The organism is Clostridium sp. DFI.1.208 (assembly GCF_024463855.1).
In the GTDB taxonomy this organism is placed as follows: domain Bacteria; phylum Bacillota_I; class Bacilli_A; order Erysipelotrichales; family Erysipelotrichaceae; genus Clostridium_AQ.
This window is the reverse complement of record NZ_JANGCA010000005.1, coordinates 59462-76775: the sequence shown is the minus strand read 5'-3', so window position 1 is coordinate 76775 and position 17314 is coordinate 59462. Positions and strand designations below refer to the sequence as shown.

19 protein-coding genes are annotated in these 17314 nt (G+C 45.8%); 10 read left to right on the top strand and 9 right to left on the bottom strand.

What is annotated here, in order from left to right:
* Positions 1-35: 35 nt before the first annotated feature.
* The 6 genes from lysA to dapD are packed head-to-tail and all read left to right on the top strand — an operon-like array spanning position 36 to position 5626.
* Positions 36-1322 (top strand): diaminopimelate decarboxylase, encoded by a 1287-nt coding sequence (gene lysA / locus NE665_RS04035; RefSeq protein ID WP_233104544.1) that lies wholly within the window; start codon positions 36-38, stop codon positions 1320-1322.
* Complete coding sequence (locus NE665_RS04030; protein WP_117442826.1) at positions 1319-2518, top strand: aspartate kinase; 1200 nt, start codon at positions 1319-1321, stop codon at positions 2516-2518. Before lysA ends, NE665_RS04030 begins: the two co-directional genes overlap by 4 nt.
* On the top strand, positions 2515-3336 hold the full coding sequence (gene dapF / locus NE665_RS04025) for a diaminopimelate epimerase (protein ID WP_117442825.1): 822 nt from the start codon (positions 2515-2517) through the stop codon (positions 3334-3336). Before NE665_RS04030 ends, dapF begins: the two co-directional genes overlap by 4 nt.
* Positions 3329-4210 carry a 4-hydroxy-tetrahydrodipicolinate synthase gene (gene dapA / locus NE665_RS04020; protein WP_117442824.1) on the top strand — a complete coding sequence of 294 codons (882 nt, stop codon included), beginning with the start codon at positions 3329-3331 and terminating at the stop codon, positions 4208-4210. Before dapF ends, dapA begins: the two co-directional genes overlap by 8 nt.
* Positions 4204-4923, top strand: coding sequence for a 4-hydroxy-tetrahydrodipicolinate reductase (gene dapB, locus NE665_RS04015; protein WP_117442823.1), 720 nt, complete (start codon positions 4204-4206; stop codon positions 4921-4923). Before dapA ends, dapB begins: the two co-directional genes overlap by 7 nt.
* 10 nt (positions 4924-4933) lie before the next feature.
* The gene (gene dapD, locus NE665_RS04010) at positions 4934-5626 is read left to right on the top strand and encodes a 2,3,4,5-tetrahydropyridine-2,6-dicarboxylate N-acetyltransferase (protein ID WP_117442822.1); all 693 of its coding nucleotides are present in this window, start codon (positions 4934-4936) and stop codon (positions 5624-5626) included.
* 217 nt (positions 5627-5843) lie between these two features.
* On the opposite strand, the gene NE665_RS04005 is transcribed toward dapD, so the two are convergent.
* Entirely contained in the window at positions 5844-6134 is a 291-nt protein-coding gene (locus NE665_RS04005) for a hypothetical protein (RefSeq protein ID WP_233104549.1), read from the bottom strand.
* Positions 6135-6300: 166 nt separating this feature from the next.
* On the opposite strand from NE665_RS04005, the gene NE665_RS04000 reads away from it, so the two are divergent.
* The gene (locus tag NE665_RS04000; RefSeq protein WP_117442821.1) at positions 6301-6669 is read left to right on the top strand and encodes a hypothetical protein; all 369 of its coding nucleotides are present in this window, start codon (positions 6301-6303) and stop codon (positions 6667-6669) included.
* Here the strand turns inward: NE665_RS04000 and NE665_RS03995 are convergent, their stop codons facing one another.
* Positions 6670-7857, bottom strand: a complete 1188-nt coding sequence (locus tag NE665_RS03995; protein WP_117442820.1) for a hypothetical protein — start codon at positions 7855-7857, stop codon at positions 6670-6672.
* Between the two features lie 131 nt (positions 7858-7988).
* On the opposite strand from NE665_RS03995, the gene NE665_RS03990 reads away from it, so the two are divergent.
* The 3 genes from NE665_RS03990 to NE665_RS03980 all read left to right on the top strand — a co-directional run bounded on the left by NE665_RS03990 (position 7989) and on the right by NE665_RS03980 (position 11347).
* Positions 7989-10001, top strand: coding sequence for a maltodextrin glycosyltransferase (locus NE665_RS03990; protein WP_117442819.1), 2013 nt, complete (start codon positions 7989-7991; stop codon positions 9999-10001).
* Between the two features lie 72 nt (positions 10002-10073).
* Positions 10074-10682 (top strand): YigZ family protein, encoded by a 609-nt coding sequence (locus NE665_RS03985; protein WP_117442818.1) that lies wholly within the window; start codon positions 10074-10076, stop codon positions 10680-10682.
* 89 nt (positions 10683-10771) lie between these two features.
* The gene (locus NE665_RS03980) at positions 10772-11347 is read left to right on the top strand and encodes a hypothetical protein (RefSeq protein WP_117442817.1); all 576 of its coding nucleotides are present in this window, start codon (positions 10772-10774) and stop codon (positions 11345-11347) included.
* A gap of 125 nt (positions 11348-11472) precedes the next feature.
* Here NE665_RS03980 and NE665_RS03975 read toward each other — a convergent pair whose 3' ends face one another.
* The 7 genes from NE665_RS03975 to NE665_RS03945 all read right to left on the bottom strand — a co-directional run bounded on the left by NE665_RS03975 (position 11473) and on the right by NE665_RS03945 (position 17314).
* Complete coding sequence (locus tag NE665_RS03975) at positions 11473-11994, bottom strand: NUDIX domain-containing protein (RefSeq protein ID WP_117442816.1); 522 nt, start codon at positions 11992-11994, stop codon at positions 11473-11475.
* 75 nt (positions 11995-12069) lie between these two features.
* Entirely contained in the window at positions 12070-12906 is an 837-nt protein-coding gene (locus NE665_RS03970) for a hypothetical protein (RefSeq protein ID WP_117442815.1), read from the bottom strand.
* 427 nt (positions 12907-13333) lie between these two features.
* Positions 13334-14023, bottom strand: coding sequence for a 5'-methylthioadenosine/S-adenosylhomocysteine nucleosidase (mtnN, locus tag NE665_RS03965; protein WP_117442814.1), 690 nt, complete (start codon positions 14021-14023; stop codon positions 13334-13336).
* A 130-nt stretch (positions 14024-14153) separates the two neighbouring features.
* Positions 14154-15374: a hypothetical protein gene (locus NE665_RS03960; RefSeq protein WP_178759830.1), complete on the bottom strand. Its 1221-nt coding sequence runs from the start codon at positions 15372-15374 to the stop codon at positions 14154-14156.
* Positions 15371-15859, bottom strand: a complete 489-nt coding sequence (locus NE665_RS03955) for a sigma-70 family RNA polymerase sigma factor (RefSeq protein WP_178759829.1) — start codon at positions 15857-15859, stop codon at positions 15371-15373. The genes NE665_RS03960 and NE665_RS03955 overlap by 4 nt, the downstream gene beginning before the upstream one ends.
* 152 nt (positions 15860-16011) lie before the next feature.
* The gene (locus NE665_RS03950; protein WP_178759828.1) at positions 16012-16494 is read right to left on the bottom strand and encodes a PTS sugar transporter subunit IIB; all 483 of its coding nucleotides are present in this window, start codon (positions 16492-16494) and stop codon (positions 16012-16014) included.
* Positions 16495-16507: 13 nt separating this feature from the next.
* Positions 16508-17314 (bottom strand): PTS system mannose/fructose/sorbose family transporter subunit IID, encoded by an 807-nt coding sequence (locus NE665_RS03945; protein ID WP_178759827.1) that lies wholly within the window; start codon positions 17312-17314, stop codon positions 16508-16510.

Genomic DNA, 17314 nt, shown 5'->3' with positions numbered 1-17314 from the left:
GTCCCCTGCTGGCATTTTTTAATGAGGTGATGGAAATGAGTAAAAAAGTGTTGGAAATATCCGGAGTATCCGTTGAACAGCTGGCCAATGCCTGCGGTACCCCGTTATATGTGTATGATGAGAACAAAATCACGCAGAAAATGAGTCAGTTTCATGAGCTGTTTCAGAGTGAGGATTTTGAAACCGAGGTTCTGTATGCGTCCAAGGCATTCTCCTGCAAGGCTATCGTTCAGATGGCGGCAGTCCACGGTCTGTGTCTGGATGTCGTCAGCGGCGGCGAGCTGTTTACAGCCATGCAGGCAGGCTTCCCAATGGAAAAGGTTTATTTTCACGGCAACAATAAAACATGGGATGAGCTGATTATGGCACTGGAAGCAGGCGTCGGCTGCATCGTTGTCGATAACGCCATGGAATGCGAGCTGCTGGTAAAAGCGGCACAGCGGGTCGGGACCGCCGTGCGTACATTGATTCGTGTAAATCCGGGTGTGGAGGCGCATACCCATAAATATATCGTAACGGCCCATCTGGACAGCAAATTCGGTATCTCCATCAGCCATATGGAGGATATCCGGGATATGATTCAGACGCTGACAAGTATTCCGAATATCACCTTTGAAGGATTCCACGCACATATCGGATCCCAGATTTTTGATAAGGATGCCTATGTTGCGGAAATTCAGACGCTGATGAAATTTGTGGACGATTTGCGCAAGGCCTACGGAATTACCACCACAGCATTAAATCTGGGTGGCGGCTTTGCGGCTTACTATACGAGTGAGGATCACCCGATTCCGCTGCAGGAGGTGTGCCAGACAATTCTGGATACCTGCAAATGGGAGCGGGACCGTTATCATCTGCCGTTGGAAAAGCTGATGATTGAACCGGGACGAAGCATTGTCGCGGAAGCAGGCTCCACCCTGTATCGCGTCGGCTATCAGAAGCAGACGGAAAACAAAAAGTATATCTTTGTGGATGGCGGTATGTCGGACAACATTCGTCCGGCGCTTTATCAGGCAGCCTATGCCTGTGATATTGCGAACCGTATGGATGAGGAAAAAAGCGAAACGGTCACTGTTGCCGGAAAATGCTGTGAATCCGGAGATATTCTGGTGGAGAACGTACAGCTGCCGCACGCACAGACAAATGATCTGTTAATCTTGTATACGACAGGTGCCTACGGCTACAGTATGGCGAGCAATTACAATCGTCTGGGAAGACCGGCTGTCGTCTTCGTAAAGGATGGTAAGGTACGCTTTGTTGTAAAACGCGAAACATATGAGGATATGTGTAAGCTGGAATGTGATGAGGAAATCAAAGTATGAATGTTGTAGAGAAGTATGGAGGAACAAGCGTTGGCACGATTGCGCAGATCAAGGCGATCGCAGCACATGCGGCAAAGCTGAAGGCACAGGGTGATCAGGTGGTCATTGTGGCAAGCGCCATGGGAAAGACAACCAACAAGCTGATTGCCATGGCAAAGGAAATCGGAGAGCATGTCAATGAGCGCGAGCTGGATTCCCTGCTTTCCACTGGGGAACAGAGAACCATCACCCTGCTTGCGATGGCCATTGATGCGCTGGGTGTACCGGCAGTCTCTTTGACCGGCTACCAGTGTGGGTTCATAACCAGTGATCACCATTCTCATGCACGCATTATGGATATTGACATCACGCGGCTAAAGCAGCATCTGGAGGATGATAAGGTTGTCGTTGTTGCGGGCTTTCAGGGAGCGAACGAGGTCGGGGATATCACGACACTGGGACGAGGAGGTAGCGATACCACCGCCGTTGCACTTGCGGCAAAGCTGGGCTGGGAGTGTCATATCTTTACCGATGTCAACGGCGTGTATACCATTGACCCCAGAATGTATCCGCATGCGAAACGTTTGCACGAAATCACATATAATGAAATGATGCAGATGGCGTGTCTCGGTGCCGGGGTGCTGGAAACAAGAAGTGTCGAGCTTGCCAGCAAATACGGCGTGCGTCTGTATCTGGGAAGAGCACTGGAAGAGAATTTAGACAAAGGAACGTATATTATGGAAAAAACGAAGCATCTGGAAGACATGCCGATCACAGGTATCAGCATCAAAGAAGATTATGCAATTATGAGGGTAAACGATCTGCCCAATGACGGAAAGTTTCTGAACTCGCTGTTTGCGATGATATCACAGCTGGATATCAACCTGGATACCATATCCCAGCAGCTGACTCATGACGGCAAGGTCAATTTCGCTTTTTACTGCAACAAACAGCAATCCGATGTGATTTTGAAAAATATTGATAAGCTGCATTCCCGCTATCCGATCTCCCGTCTACTTGGCTTTGTAAAGCTGTCAATCGTCGGCGTGGGGATTTCCACACACAGCGGTATTGCCGCAAAGGTTCTGACTACACTCAGCGATCACAATATCCGCTATTACCAGATTACCTCCAGTGAGATTTCCATCTCTTTGACCATTGAGGAAAAGGATAAGCTGAAGGCGGTTGAGGTGCTGGGAAAGGCCTTTGACCTATGATTCCGGTAACCAAATATCATGGCTGCGGAAATGATTTCATCATTACCGATTGGGAGCTGTTAAAACATCAGAGCATTGAGAGCTTCGTCATACGTGTTTGTGACCGGCATACGGGAATCGGTGCAGACGGCTGTATTCTGGTGAAGCAGAAGCCGCTGGAGATGGTATTCTACAATGCGGATGGCTCTCGCGCACCGATGTGCGGTAACGGGATTCGCTGCTTTGCGAAATACTGTTATGATGAGGGTATTGAAACCGCTGAGGAATATGATGTGGAAACGCTGGCAGGAGTCAAGCATGTGACACGGGTATCTCTAGAACCGTTTCAGGTACGTATTGATATGGGAACCTGGGATGATGATCCCAAAAGCATTCAGGTGGATGCGCTGAAGGAGCCTGTTATGGGATATGAGCTGCCTGTGGGGGATAAAAGCGTAACGGTGTACAGCTTCTTTATGTCAACGGTACATACCGTTGTGTTTGTATCCGATGCCTTTGCCTATGATTATAACGACATCGGGCATGCGATCTGTCACCATCCCCTGTACAGAGAACAGACAAATGTCAACTTTGTGCAAATCGTGGATGCAAATACTTTGCAGATGGTGACATATGAGCGGGGTGTCGGTATGACACTGGCCTGTGGAACCGGCGCCTGTGCCGCAGCACGCATCGCCCATGAGAAGAAGGGCTGCGCAGCAAATCTGAAAATTATATTAAAGCGTGGAGAGCTGCATATTGATATCGATGATCAGCAGCACGTCCACATGTTTGGTCCTGCCGAAAGGATCCTGAAAGGAGAAGTTGCATATGTTTAATGTTAAAGGAAGTATTGTCGCTCTGGTAACTCCGTTTCATGAGGATGGAAGTGTGAATTTTAATAAGCTGAAGGAAATTCTGGAATGGCATGTGGAAAACGGAACCGATGGCATTCTGGTTCTGGGTACAACCGGGGAATCCAGCACCATGACGCATGAAGAGGATGATGCAGTTGTGGAATGCACCCTGCAGATAATCAAAGGAAGAATACCTGTTATTGTCGGCAGCGGCTCCAACTGTACGGAGACTGCGGTTGAAAAGAGTAAGAAATATGCCGATATGGGAGCTGATGCACTGCTTGTGATTTCTCCCTATTACAATAAGGCCAATGCGCAGGGCATGATTGCTCATTTCACTGCGGTAGCGGATGCTGTGGACAAACCGATCATTCTTTATAATGTGCCGGGCAGAACCGGATGCAGTATCAGTGAGGAAGCCGTCAAGGTGTTAAGCAAGCATGCGAATATCTGCGGAATCAAGGAAGCAAGCGGAAACATCGCATATGCCGCAGGCATTGCACGGTATCTGAACGATGACTTCGTTATGTTCAGCGGAAACGACGATATGGTCATTCCCCTGTTATCGCTTGGCGGCAGCGGTGTCATTTCCGTATGGGCAAATATCATGCCAAAGGAAGTGCACGAAATGGTGCACAATTACCTGAACGGGAACACAGACGCAGCGCTTGCGACACAGTTAACTTATCTTGATCTGATTCACGCCCTGTTTATCGAGGTTAATCCGATTCCTGTCAAGGAAGCCCTGAACATGATGGGCAAGGAGGTCGGCGGATACCGTCTTCCGCTATGCGAAATGGAGGAAGCTCACCGCAAGGCACTGTTCAGTGAAATGAAAGAGGCCGGTCTATGTTAAATGTACTCGTTGCAGGCTATGGAAAAATGGGAAAAATGATTGTGGAAACCATTGAGCAAAGTGACGATATGAAGGTCGTTATGATTGCCGACGGTACCAATCATCCCGATATATCCACCTTGCAGGAGCATGTGGATATCGTCATCGACTTTTCCCATCCGGACAATCTGGTATGGATCAAGCCGTTTGTGCTGAAGCATGCATGTGCTTATATCTGCGGCACCACCGGGCATAATGATATTCAGAAGCGACAGGTGGAGGAGCTAAGCAGTGTTGCACCGGTTGTATTTCAGGCGAATTTCTCCCTTGGAATCGCTGTCTTCCAGGAGGTTCTGCAAATGATTACACCGATGCTGGAGGAAAGCTTTGATATGGAGGTTGTGGAAAAGCACCATAACCAGAAGCAGGACGCGCCAAGCGGTACCGCCAAAATGCTGGTAGCTGCCATGAACAGGGAGCATACATACCGGGAGGTACACGGAAGGAACGGCTTTGTAGGAAAACGGCAGAAGGAAATCGGTATACACGCCGTGCGCGGTGGAACAGTTGCGGGAGAGCATGATGTTTACTTTTTTGGAGATGATGAAATCTTTGAAATTAAGCACACTGCCAACAGCCGTAAAATCTTTGTGAATGGCGCATTGCGCGCTGCACGCTTTGCAGTCACACAGAAGCCGGGCATGTATACCATGAAGGATATTCTGTTCGCATAAGGAGGAAGCTATGAACGCTAAGGAAATCATCGCATTTATACAAAACGCAGAAAAAAAGACACCGGTAAAGGTGTATCTGAAGGAAAAAAAGCCGATTGCTTTCCCGGACTGTAAGGTATTCGGGACAGACAGCAAGGTCATATTCGGTGATTGGAAAATCATTGAGCCAATCCTGAAAGAGAATGCGGAAAGTATTGAGGACATGGTTGTGGAAAATGACTGCCGCAATTCCGCAGTACCGCTGCTGGATAAAAAATATATCAATGCACGAATTGAACCGGGCGCATGCATACGCGATCAGGTGGAAATCGGAGATAATGCGGTTATCATGATGGGGGCTATCATCAATATCGGTGCCATCATCGGGGAAGGTACCATGATTGATATGGGTGCTGTTCTGGGCGGCAGAGCGACGGTTGGAAAGCACTGTCACATCGGTGCCGGTGCGGTTCTTGCGGGTGTTATCGAACCGGCAAGCGCGACCCCTGTCATTGTGGAGGATGATGTATTGATCGGTGCGAATGCCGTAGTGATCGAGGGTGTACACATCGGAAGGAATGCCGTGGTCGCAGCAGGTGCCGTAGTGATCGAGGATGTCCCTGCCAACAGTGTGGTCGCAGGATGTCCGGCACGCGTCATCAAGGAAAAGGACGCAAAAGCCACAGAGAAAACCGAGCTGGTTGACGCATTGCGCAGCTTGTAAATTCTATACGAAAGAAGCGGGTCAGGGATGATCCGTTTTTTCGCTGTTTTCAATAGGATGCTTTCTTGTTCACATCACATCTTTGCCCCCCGTCTTTGACAGTTTAAGAAAGAAATAACGCAAGAAAACCCTTTAATTAAGGGGTTTTCTTGCGTTTTTTGTTTTGCAGGTGAATATCGTAATTTATTTGCAGCCTTAGACTGATGAATGATACTTCTCATCTTAGCTTTCTTGATAATCTGAGTATCTGTATGGAAACCAAATAGTACATGAAAATCATCCGTTTATAAACTGGAATGTAGCCATATGCGTCAAATGCACATACATCCATTCTTATCAGCGAATCTATGATGTTCTTTATTGTATATTTCTTGTCCAGTTTCATTTCCAGAATCCTAAGCAATGCCAGAAAGCAGATTAGGAAATGGGTCTTAATCCTGTGTTCTCTCCGCAGGTATACAGGTCGTGCTCCAAAGTTCGTTTTCATTGTTCTGAAGCATTCTTCGATCTGCCATCTTCCCTCATTGATAGCGATGATTTCAGATACATCCCCTCTATATCTGACGTAACTGCATCGAACCCGTCATCGAAATAATCCACTAGCTAATCGCAATTCCTGCATAGCTGTACAGCCATAACTGTGCTATAATAACCGGGTACTATGGAGGTAAGCTATGAAACGATCATTATCCTGGCTGGAGCTGTTATGGTATCTGCCGCTTTATATCATCAGTGTATATTTCCACTTAAACTCGGTCATGGTCTTAGTCCTTGTGGCTGTGGGATATACCGTATCGCATTATCATAAATATGCGAGCAGTGAGGAATATCGAGAGAATTATAAAAAGTCCTTTCTCTTTGTTCATACAAAGGACACTCCTGCCACATTACAGATTAGCTGTATATGGGGGTTCCTATTCTCCCTTATATGCTGTGTCTATTTCTTCGTAAACAATACTGCAGCCGGCTATTACAGCCTTCTTCCAGCAGCTCTTCCACTACTTCTTTTCCTATACATCCGCAGTAAACTAAAAACACACTGATTACTGCGTCAGTATCCAGTGTGTAATATCCTGATGAATGACTTTCTGTACATGAGAGTCATTTTCTTTTGTATACAGGCTGTTTTGCAGCAAAGACAGCAAATTGCTTTTTTCATACAGCTCCAGTATTGAAATCGAAGATTTTTCCTTGATGTAGGAGGTGTTCCTCAGCTGTGATTCACTCATCGCACACAGAATCTGCTTAACATACGTATCATAGATTCCAAGCTTCTCCACATCCTCACGCTGTACCAGCGGACGCAGATTGTTCTCCAGCAATACGTCCATACCGGCCTGCGAGCGTACCAGCTGCAGAAAGGCAAAGACAGCATTGGGATAGCGGGTGCTTTGATTGGCCATGAAGCCGTATACATCCAGAACAGGCCGCAGCTGCTCATCTTCAAGGGATGGCATAGGTGCAAACTGCAGATGCATATCGGCATAGGCCTTGGAGCTGTCAAAGCTTGTATCGTTCATGACAAGCCCGCTCACATAGCGATCATCCTCATAAAACGCTTCATCATCCAGTGTATCGTCATGTAAATCCAGTCTTGCATGAAAGCTGCGATAGCGGTGCAGCCGCTTTTTGAACTCCGGATTCTGTACAACGGTTTTCATCGATACCGCCGTATTTTCTGCGTCCCCTCGATCAAAGAAAAAGGGAATGGTATACGGAAGAGTGCGATTCTGATAATATACATCCTTCTTTCCTGCAAGGTTTTTGAAATCATCAAAATCACGCTCTGACAGTCCCCGCTGCCTCGCGGTATATGTATTGTAAACAAAGATCAGTCCCTTCCCGCTCACGGGAAAAAAGCTGTCCCTTCGTGCTGTTCGCGCAAGCTTAAAAGGCCATGGATATTCCAGATGCTGCACAATGCCGGTTAGCGGATAGGCAGATGTAGCCTCATCCAATGCATCCGTATCCTTTATCCACACCAGATCGTGAGCCTGCAAAGAGTTGTCCTTTTGTGAAAAATGCAATGCATTGCGATATGCGGGATAGGTCCTATTCCACAGTGCTTCCAAAGCATTGGATAAACCTTCATCCGGCAGATAGATATCCAGGCGTGCCCCCTGTTCGATTTCATATTGCTCTTCCTTCATATGGATATCCGCAGGCTGTGAAGCAGCACCGCTGCAGCCCTGCATCAGCAGTACCAGTAAGCACAACAGAAGCTTCTTCATATGCATCCTCCTCGTGATGCAAGTATAAAAATAACACGCTGAAAAAAGTGTCGAAATCGCTTTCTTTTCTCAATTAACGATTGACATTTTTCGCCACGTATAGAATACTATACGTATAAGGGGGTTTTCACATGAACTATTTAAAACGCTTATATGAGGAGCTGGAAAAGCAGTGCCAAAGCCATGCGAAGGAAATCTACAATTATGCAATTCCGCAGTCCTGGAATCTGTATGGCTATCGTCCGGCGAAAAGCATACGCAGCAAGGAGCTGCTTGTACATCCGTATGAATTTTATCTTTTCACCCTGCGCAACATTCTGAAGGATACGGATGGAAACTGGAAACAGCCACAGTCTGCGACAGAGAAACCCTCTGATAAAAGAGCCTGGCTAAAGCAAGCCAGTGTGTATTCTCTCATGGTCCGCACAGCAACTGCCTGGGATCATGACCGCGACGACCGTCTGGTGAGTGATAATCTCTACCATCTCAACGATAACGGCACCTTCCTGAAAAGTATCCTGCTGCTGCCGCTGTTAAAGCGCATGGGTATCAATACCATACTGCTGCATCAGATTTTCCCGCTCTGCAAAACACAGAATGCTCAGGATTATCCGGTCAAGGAGGCTGTTACGGACTTTCGCAGCATTGACCCGCTGCTGCAGGATAAGCTAGTCAACAAGCTGGATGCCAAGGAACAATGTGCCGCCTTTTTCGAGGCATGCCATCTGCTGGGATTCCGTGTGATTCTGGAATACTGTCCCGGTAAGCTGGCAAGAGAAAACAGCTATTATAAGGAACATCCGGAATGGTTTTTCTGGTATGACAGCGATCAGCAAACCGCATATCACCCACCACGCTGCAATGCACTCCCCCAGAATACCCTTCCCTTTACCTATGCCTTGAAGGATTTTTACCGGAGTGAGGAAGTACAGCAGCATATCGCTTTGTTTCAGGAGGCTCCTGCCGCTTTACAAACGTTTGAAAATTTAAGAGAAATCGAAAGAGCTCTGCATACAACGATTGCCCCATCCATGGTGGATCAGATCAATGCCGGTATCCCTGCCGAGCAGGACACAACCATATGGCGCATGTATGAGGATATTCACGCTCAGGTACCTAAGGATATAAGAGCAAAGGCCAAGCCATACCTGACGCAGGATATTATCCGCTATGACCTCCATCCGGCAAGAAAGCCGATGACAGTGCTGTGGGATTACCTGTGTGAAACCATTCTCTGGTATCAGCAGGAGCTTGGTATAGACGGCATTTATCTGGAAAAGCCGTATCTGCTTCCGGAAAAGCTGCAAAGAGCCATGGCAAAAGCAGCAAGAAAGCACGATAAAGCCTTTGTCATGATTGCCGAGGATACTGTGAGCGACAACAGTCCGCTATGGCTGAACAAGGGCTATGATGCCATATCCGGCAGCGGAGCCTATGAGGAAAGCGATTTATGGAATTTTAAATTCCACAGCTTCAGCTATCGTCTGAAGGGAAACGCATGCCCGATGCTTGCGGCCTGTGAGTCCTATGATTCCCGTCGCATCGCCAGTGTGGAGGGAAATACCGCTGCGATTATGCTGACGGTGATGAATCAGTTTCTGCCCAATGGTATTCCGTTTATGATGAACGGAGTGGAAGCCTTTGAGGTTCAGCCAATGCAGCTGAGTGAATACGGAGATCCCAGCTATCTGAATATGCTGCCAAAAGAGGATCCCCGGCATCGCAGACAGGCATATCTGGATGAATACTGGTTTGATTACCGCAATCCGAATCTTCCAATCTTTCCCACGCTCCTCGAGAAGACAAGTGCCATACGAAAAGCCTATCAAACAGCTGTTACAGATCCAAATGCCTGCATTCCCGTATGGTTTGATTCACCAAGGGATTATGGTATCGGCTTCACCTACATAAGCAGTGACAAAGCACTGCTGGTGGTATGCAATACCAATGTGCATGACAGTGTACAGCTGCATATACATACAGAGAACATGATATGCGAGCTGCCGTTCGCCCTGCGTTGCATCCAACAGATTTTTTCCACAAAAGACCCGTTTACCCATGATATCACGATGGACAGCTTCCAGAATATACCGCTGGAATTTGATCCGGGAGAGGTAAAGTTTATAGAATTGAAGCCGGAATGATTGAAAACGCTTGTTTCTCAAACCGGCTTTTCTTTCACTCCTTTATCCGCTATAATAAGCATAGGTGATAGTATGTACAGAATAAAAGATGATTCCATGGCAGAGCTGGAAATCAAGAAAAGCAGATTTCTCTGTTATCTGCATAAGAGCTTTTCCGAAGCGGATGCCAAGGATTTTATACAGCAGATCAAAAAGCTTCATCCGAATGCAAGGCATCACTGCTATGCCTTTATCATCGGCGAACAGAACGAGCTGCAGCGAAGCAATGATGACGGAGAACCGCAGGGGACAGCTGGTGTTCCCATGCTGGAGTGTCTGGCAAATCGTCAGATGCAGGATATCGTTGCGGTAACCGTCCGGTATTTTGGCGGTATCAAGCTGGGAGCCGGTGGGCTGATTCGTGCTTACTCCAAGAGTGTTTCCAATGCGCTGGAGCATGCTGTGATTACACAGAAGCAAAAACGTCTGGTGTATTCCATGACCTTCAGCTATGAGCTGATCGGCAAGCTGGATTATTTCTTCCGACAAAAGGAAGTCGAGCTATTGGACAAGGACTACAAAGAACTGGTTATCTACCGCTGGATGTGTGCAGAGCCTCTGGATGCCGCCATAGCCGAGCTTACAAACGGGCGCTTTCTGCCGGAATATGTGGAGGAGCGTATCGTTGATGTTGAAGTGTAAAGCCGCTGTGTGATATCTTGTGATTATCGTCAGAAGGATTGACGTTGTGTCGCAAAGGGTATACTGTTATTTTGAAAGAAGGAATGATTATGGACACATTACAGAGATTTCTATCCTGCATGAGCGGAGAATTTGATAACTCCCAACAAATCCGCGAACAGCATGATGCCGGGGAAATCACTCACCCTTACGCACATCATATCAATACCGTAGTGAATGCGCGTATTGCAAATCTGCCGAAGAATTTTAACGGCTATTTCCTCTTGGAAGAAAGCTATTACACGCAAAACGGAAGTACGAATGCACAGCCGCATCTGTTTCTCTTTACACTAAATGAGGAAGGACGTGTGGTTCTGACATCCTATGATATGCCGGAAGGCTATACAAAGGAAACCTTTACCGCTGCGAATCCGGATCTCACGCTGGATTACCTGCACCTGAAAAAGAGTGAAAAATTCACCCCGATGCTCTATGAAGAGCACGACGGTATTTTTACAGGGAGCAGTGAAAGCATGTTTTCGCCGGTACTGAAATTTATCCTTCGGGAAACCACAGGTCCCCAGCAGCTGGAGGTTGAGGAGCGCATGGAGATGAATGGTAAGAAGACCTTCGGCTTTGACGGTCCTATCCTATATAGGCGCATGCAGGATATTTTAAAGCAATAACAGTCAAGATAGCAGAAGTCATCATCGATTTCTGCTTTTTTTAACGCATTTTAGTTTCCTGAAATGCAATACAGGATAAAACAGTATACAAAAAAGAAGGAACGATCCTCCTCTTCCTATGCGATTCAATGATTGAAAAAGAAATGCTCCCCATCGCGTTCATAAACCGATAGAAAATTCAATAGGAAGCGCTGTGCCAGGGAAGCCGGCTTTACCGCAGCCCTTGCCTTATCAAAGGTAAACCAGGCAGCCTGATCCACCTCCCATGTGCTTACGGCATCCAGTCTTTCACTATCGATCACAACGGCAAAGTTAAAAATCAGTGTATTGGTCTTCGGAAAATATTCACTGCGCAGAAAGCGGTACTGCATGACTTTCCTGCCGATTTCCTCCTCCATTTCTCTCATCAGTGCGTCCTCTGCACATTCCTCCTTATTGACGTAGCCTGCGACCAGGATATTGTTGGGCTTACCATATTGCTGAATCATCAGAATTTTATCCTGCTGCGGATTCAGTGTGACCATGGAAATCGCTGTTGAGAAGATAGGAAAGCGAAATTTACGACAGGAGTCACAAAAGGGAATCATACCTTCATGCTCCAGCTCCTTCATACGCAGCTTCTGTCCGCATTCATAACAATATTTCATACTGTCACCTCACAATCATATCTATTATACGCCTGTTTGTGTATGACATGCAAAAGAAAGAAACCTCTCGGTTTCTTATCTCAATTCCTTAACCAGCTTCCACAGCTCGCTGTAGGAAACAAAGCCAATGGCATCGCATTTTTCCTTTGCCACCTGCCGCTGTTTTTTAACATTTCCTTCATGCACCCTGTTCAGATTGTTCTTATCCATCATGTACTGAACATAGGAGAATTTCTTCAGCAGGAACCAGTTTGCGATAATGTTGTTGATACATTCTTCCTTATCATCGCATTTCGCAAGAATGTCCCTCAGATTTACCAGCTGATAGCTCGCAATCTTCTGAGCCAGTTCATACATTTCATCATAGTTCAGGAACAGCTTTGCATCAAGCTCTCTTTGTACGATTCCGGCCTTGCGGTTTCTCTCGAAAAAGCTGTCCACCGTATCCAGCAGGGTATCGACACTTTCCCCGTTCACACTCAAGGCGATAATCTCGTTCCGCGTTCCTTCATATTCATTTTCCGGTTCGCTCATGACATAATACAGCGCCTTTGCCATCACATATTCCTCTTTATCTCCCAATGTAAGAATAATTGCCTTCTGGTGTTCATCAAAGCTTCCATATACAACATACGGACATTTGATTGTTCCCTTCGGCAGTTTAAATGAATCCTTGTAGCGTATAATCTGATTGGCGATTGCATCCTTGTTGATGTTCAGCCTCAGATTTGCGCAGATTTTCAGATTATGATCCTTTTCAAAGAGCTGCGAAAGGATAGTGTAATCGTCCTCTTTTCCTTCTGCTGTTTCTATGATGGAAAGATAATCTTCTAGGAAACCATTGAATTCACAGATACCGGTATCTGCTTCTCTTACGTCTTTTACTTCACATAAAATATCATAAATAGCCATAGTTCTCTCCTCCTTTCCCTGTCGTATTTTACATTTGAAGATAAAATGAACTATGTATGTCTATATGAGATACAGATGCACCTTCATATCCAGTGTATGATGGTTATCTGCCGAATTATTCCTATTTCTTTAAAATGTAAGGGGATTCCTAACTTAATTTTACAACCTTTTGAGAATTTTTCAACATATTTTTCCATAATTGGTCGTTTTCTTCTCATATTTATTCCGCAATCCGCACAGAGCAGGGGGTTATCCGCGGTATTTTGCATATGTTCAAAAATGCTGGTGTAAATATACGCAGGAAAAAGGCCTTCGTTTTGAAGAAACGAAAAGCCTGTTCTGGAGGAGAGCCTGTACGAAATAGCTCTCCCCTCATTTATCCCTGTGAGTAAAAATTAAGACGGCAGCACTGCTTTACTCTGTGTTATCATGTCGCAGCAAAGAGTGGCAGCAAATCACAGGTTATCTTAGCTGCGATTGCAGAGGCTGCTTCACAGTTCTTCTCGAATTCCTCCACTCCTTTATGCTCAGCTGTATCGGTTATCGTGCGTATAGCAAGAAATGGAAGCTGATTCACTAAGCAGACATGTGCAATGGCCGCCGTTTCCATATCGGTACATAGAGGAGCAAATATTTCTAAAATATGCGCTCTGTTATCATCTGTCACGAATTGCTCGCCGCTTACCATCGTTCCAAACAAAATGGGGCTCTTTGCGGTTTTCCTATAATCCTGAGCTATACGCAGAAGCTTTTTATCCGCATAAAAATATTCACAATCCATCCATGGATGAAACTCTGTCAGTAGATCGCGTGCCACATCATGATAGGCGATACGCTCAGATATCACAGTATCAAAGAGCTGTACCTGCTCCTGTATTCCCCCTGCTGTTCCTGCGTTGAGGATGCAGTCCACTGCAAACCGATCAATCAACAGCTGGGCTGCGATTGCTGCATTCACCTTGCAAACGCCGCTGTATAACAGAACCACATGCACTGTGTGAATCTGTCCGCAGTGAAAGCTCAGCATTGCTTTCTCTATCACCTCATCCTCTTTTAAATAAGGGAAAAATGCTGCCAGCTCTGTATCCCCTGCACAGATAATTCCAATTTTTTTCATAGTATTCCTTTCTTTACAGCGATTTCTGTTCTTTGTGCCATCGTTTCCTTTACATAATCTACCGCTTTCCTTGACTTTCTATTGTACCTGAAACCTTCCGCATTTTTATTTTCCTATACAGCGTTTGGATTCACTGTGTGAAATACCATGTATTTTCCTTGAGCTCACGTAAATCCTGCGGGTACAGTGCAGGCACTTCCAATAAAACCGGTCGCAGTCTGTTCGTATCCCATGTATAGAAGCGATATATCGGTATAACGTATGGCAGATAGGAGGCATACATATCCTCTCCTCCTCCATAGGTAAGCTCTACATGCAGTATTTCCAGCTGATCCACAGAAATTTCAGAGGGCGGCAGCGTGCTGTAATAGCCTCTCTGATTTAACACCTGCTCTGCTTCACCACTGCTCATGATAGTAAATTCCTGCAGCTGCTTTTCATACGTATTGTAAGGAAGGCTCAAATAATACACACCATCGCCCGCATCCGTCAGCACAGCTCCTGCCGTTACCTGATTCAGCAAGCCCTGCTTACCATCGTCCTCAGCCTTGTAAATATCCGTTTGGCAAGCCATTATACCACTGCCCATACTCGTATAACAGCGGGTTTGGATATCTGCGTCTTGGAAGGTGAACAGCTCGGGATATATTTTAAGCAGCTCCTCTGCTATCTCGTGCTGCTGCGTTCTTGTCCCTCCCTTCTTATCCGTTTTCAGAATCAGGCGCAGCTCCCCGTTTACATCTGCCATGATATCTGTAATCTGAATACTTTTGGATGTCTTTTTCTTCAGAGCCTGAAACAGCTTTTCCGCTTTCTTTTCCTGTTCCTTCAGGTCTTTTTCCGGAATGGAAGTTAAGGATGGTCCATCACCATACTGCTTTTTGAATACAGGCAAAGCTCCCTTTACATCCAGATGATCATTCTCATATGGCATCGCTTTTACTATTTTCTTTTGTGGCGAAATCCGATCAGCCTCACCCGTACTGCCCATATACGGATGGGTTTGCGGATAATACGATTCCACCGGCACCTCCTGATTTTGTGCTGAGCCGGTTTTGCTTTCCTTTGCCTGTTCCTGAACGGAGCCAATTTCAGCATCAGCTTTTCCTTCATTTTTCTCTATGCTGCTCGCAACCTGTGCAGTCTTTTTTGGCGGTTGTGAAGTGTTTCTGTAATATAAACCGAAGCAGACTGCAATTACTGCACACAGGGCTGTACAGCCATAGACAAAGCGCGTCTTCCAATGCTTGCGGTGAATCGGCTGCTCCTGCTGTATGGCAGCCCTGCGTATTCTTTGCTTCAGCTCCTCGCTCATATGAATCTGATTCAGCTCCTCGCGATATTTTTTCACTTAAACTCACCCTCTTCCAGTCTGCTTTTCAGCTGCTTCCTCGCCCGGTGCAGCCATGTCAGAATCGTTGCCTCTTTCGTTTGCAGAATATCGGCAATCATGGCAACACTGAGCTCTTCATAATAAAACAAATAGATCACATTACGATACTTTACAGGCAGCTTCATCACCTCATACAGCAGTCCAAAATTCGTGCTCTCCTTACTGCCTGCCAGATTTTCATTCAGCTCCACGGTTGTACGGAGCCGCTGGTATTTCCAGTGATCCTTGCATATATTGATGGTAACCCGCAAAATCCAGGCCTTTTCATGTGTTTTCGATGTAAACTGCGGCTGTTGTGTCAGAATACGCAGAAAGACATCCTGTGCAGCGTCCTGTGCATCTGCGACATTTCCCATATTCTGCAGGGCAACCCGATACACCATGTCACCGTAAGTCTCCAGCAGCTCATCCAGATTTTTGCACAGCTGTTCCCTCTCATCCATAAGCTATCTCCTTCATATGTAAAACGATCAAATTCATTATAACATTTCATCTCTAGACGAAAAAGATAATCCTCTAGATACTTAATATAAATCAAATATATGGAAAAGCTATCATCAAAAAAGACCTGACTTTAATTCAGGTCCTATATCACTTAAAGTGTCTTCAATATTTCATTGAAATCATATTTCTTTTGATCTGGGAATCCCTGAGCCACCATACGCACACCCATTTCATCCAGTGTTTTCCACACTGCTATCTCTTCATCTGACGCATTCAAGCCCTTTAAAATCGGCTTCCGCTGTGCATTCTTGCGAATATTCCCAATGTTTAAAGCTGAGATATGAATCCCCATTTTAAGTAAGCGTCTGATTGTATCTGGTCCTTTTACAAGAATAATCAAATTTTCAGCATGATACTTGTCGCTTTTTAAGTTTTCCACACCATCAGCAACGCTTAGAATTTCAGACTTCACCCCGGTGGGTGTCGCCAGCTTCAGCAGTGACTTCTGCATTGAATCCTTTGCAACAGCATCATCGATGACAAGAATATAGGAACCATTCACCGTGCGTGTCCATCCCACAACTACCTGACCATGAATCAACCGGTCATCTACTCTAATCAATACGACTGACATAAAAACCCCTCCTTTATTGAATAATACCTGCAAATCCAAGCAGGAATGAAATCAATACCATGATCAGCATGATCATATTTATATTTTTGCCTTTTCTGACAAAATAGAATAACAGCAATGTGATTCCCAAGGGAATGATTTTCGGTATGATGCCATCCAGCATAGACTGTAGCTCAATGGAAGATTCTCCCACCGTATATACAAACGGTGTTGTCACATTCAGCCAAGAACCAACAAGTGCTCCCACGACCATTAGGCCTAATATTGTTGCAACCTTCATCCATTTTTTAATCTGTAATGACTCCATTCCCTCCATGAAGCTTTCTGCCATATCATATCCGAGGAATACGCCTTTATAACGTATCGTAATATGAACGATATTCGCCATAACCAGAAACAGCAGCGGGGCGAAGATGTTTCCTTCCTTCGCCAGAGATACGGCAATACCAGCACAGATCGGACGCAATGTTCCCCAGAAAACAGAATCACCAATTCCTGCCAGTGGTCCCATCAGTCCGCTTTTTATCGCAGAAATAGAATCCCCGTTATCCTCTTCCGGGTTGTTTGCATTTTTTTCTTCCATAGAAGCAACGATTCCCATAATAAAGCTGGTCAGCCATGAATGGCTGTTGAAAAATTCAGAATGACGCTGTAAGGCTTCCGCACGCTGTTCTCTGTCAGGATAAAGCTTCTCTATCAGTGGCAGCATCCCGAAGGAGAAGCCAAAGCCTGCCATACGCTCAAAGCTGTAAGCTCCCTGTATGCAAAAGGATCTCCAAAACAATTTTCTTAAGTCTTTCTTTTCTACTATCTTTTCCAT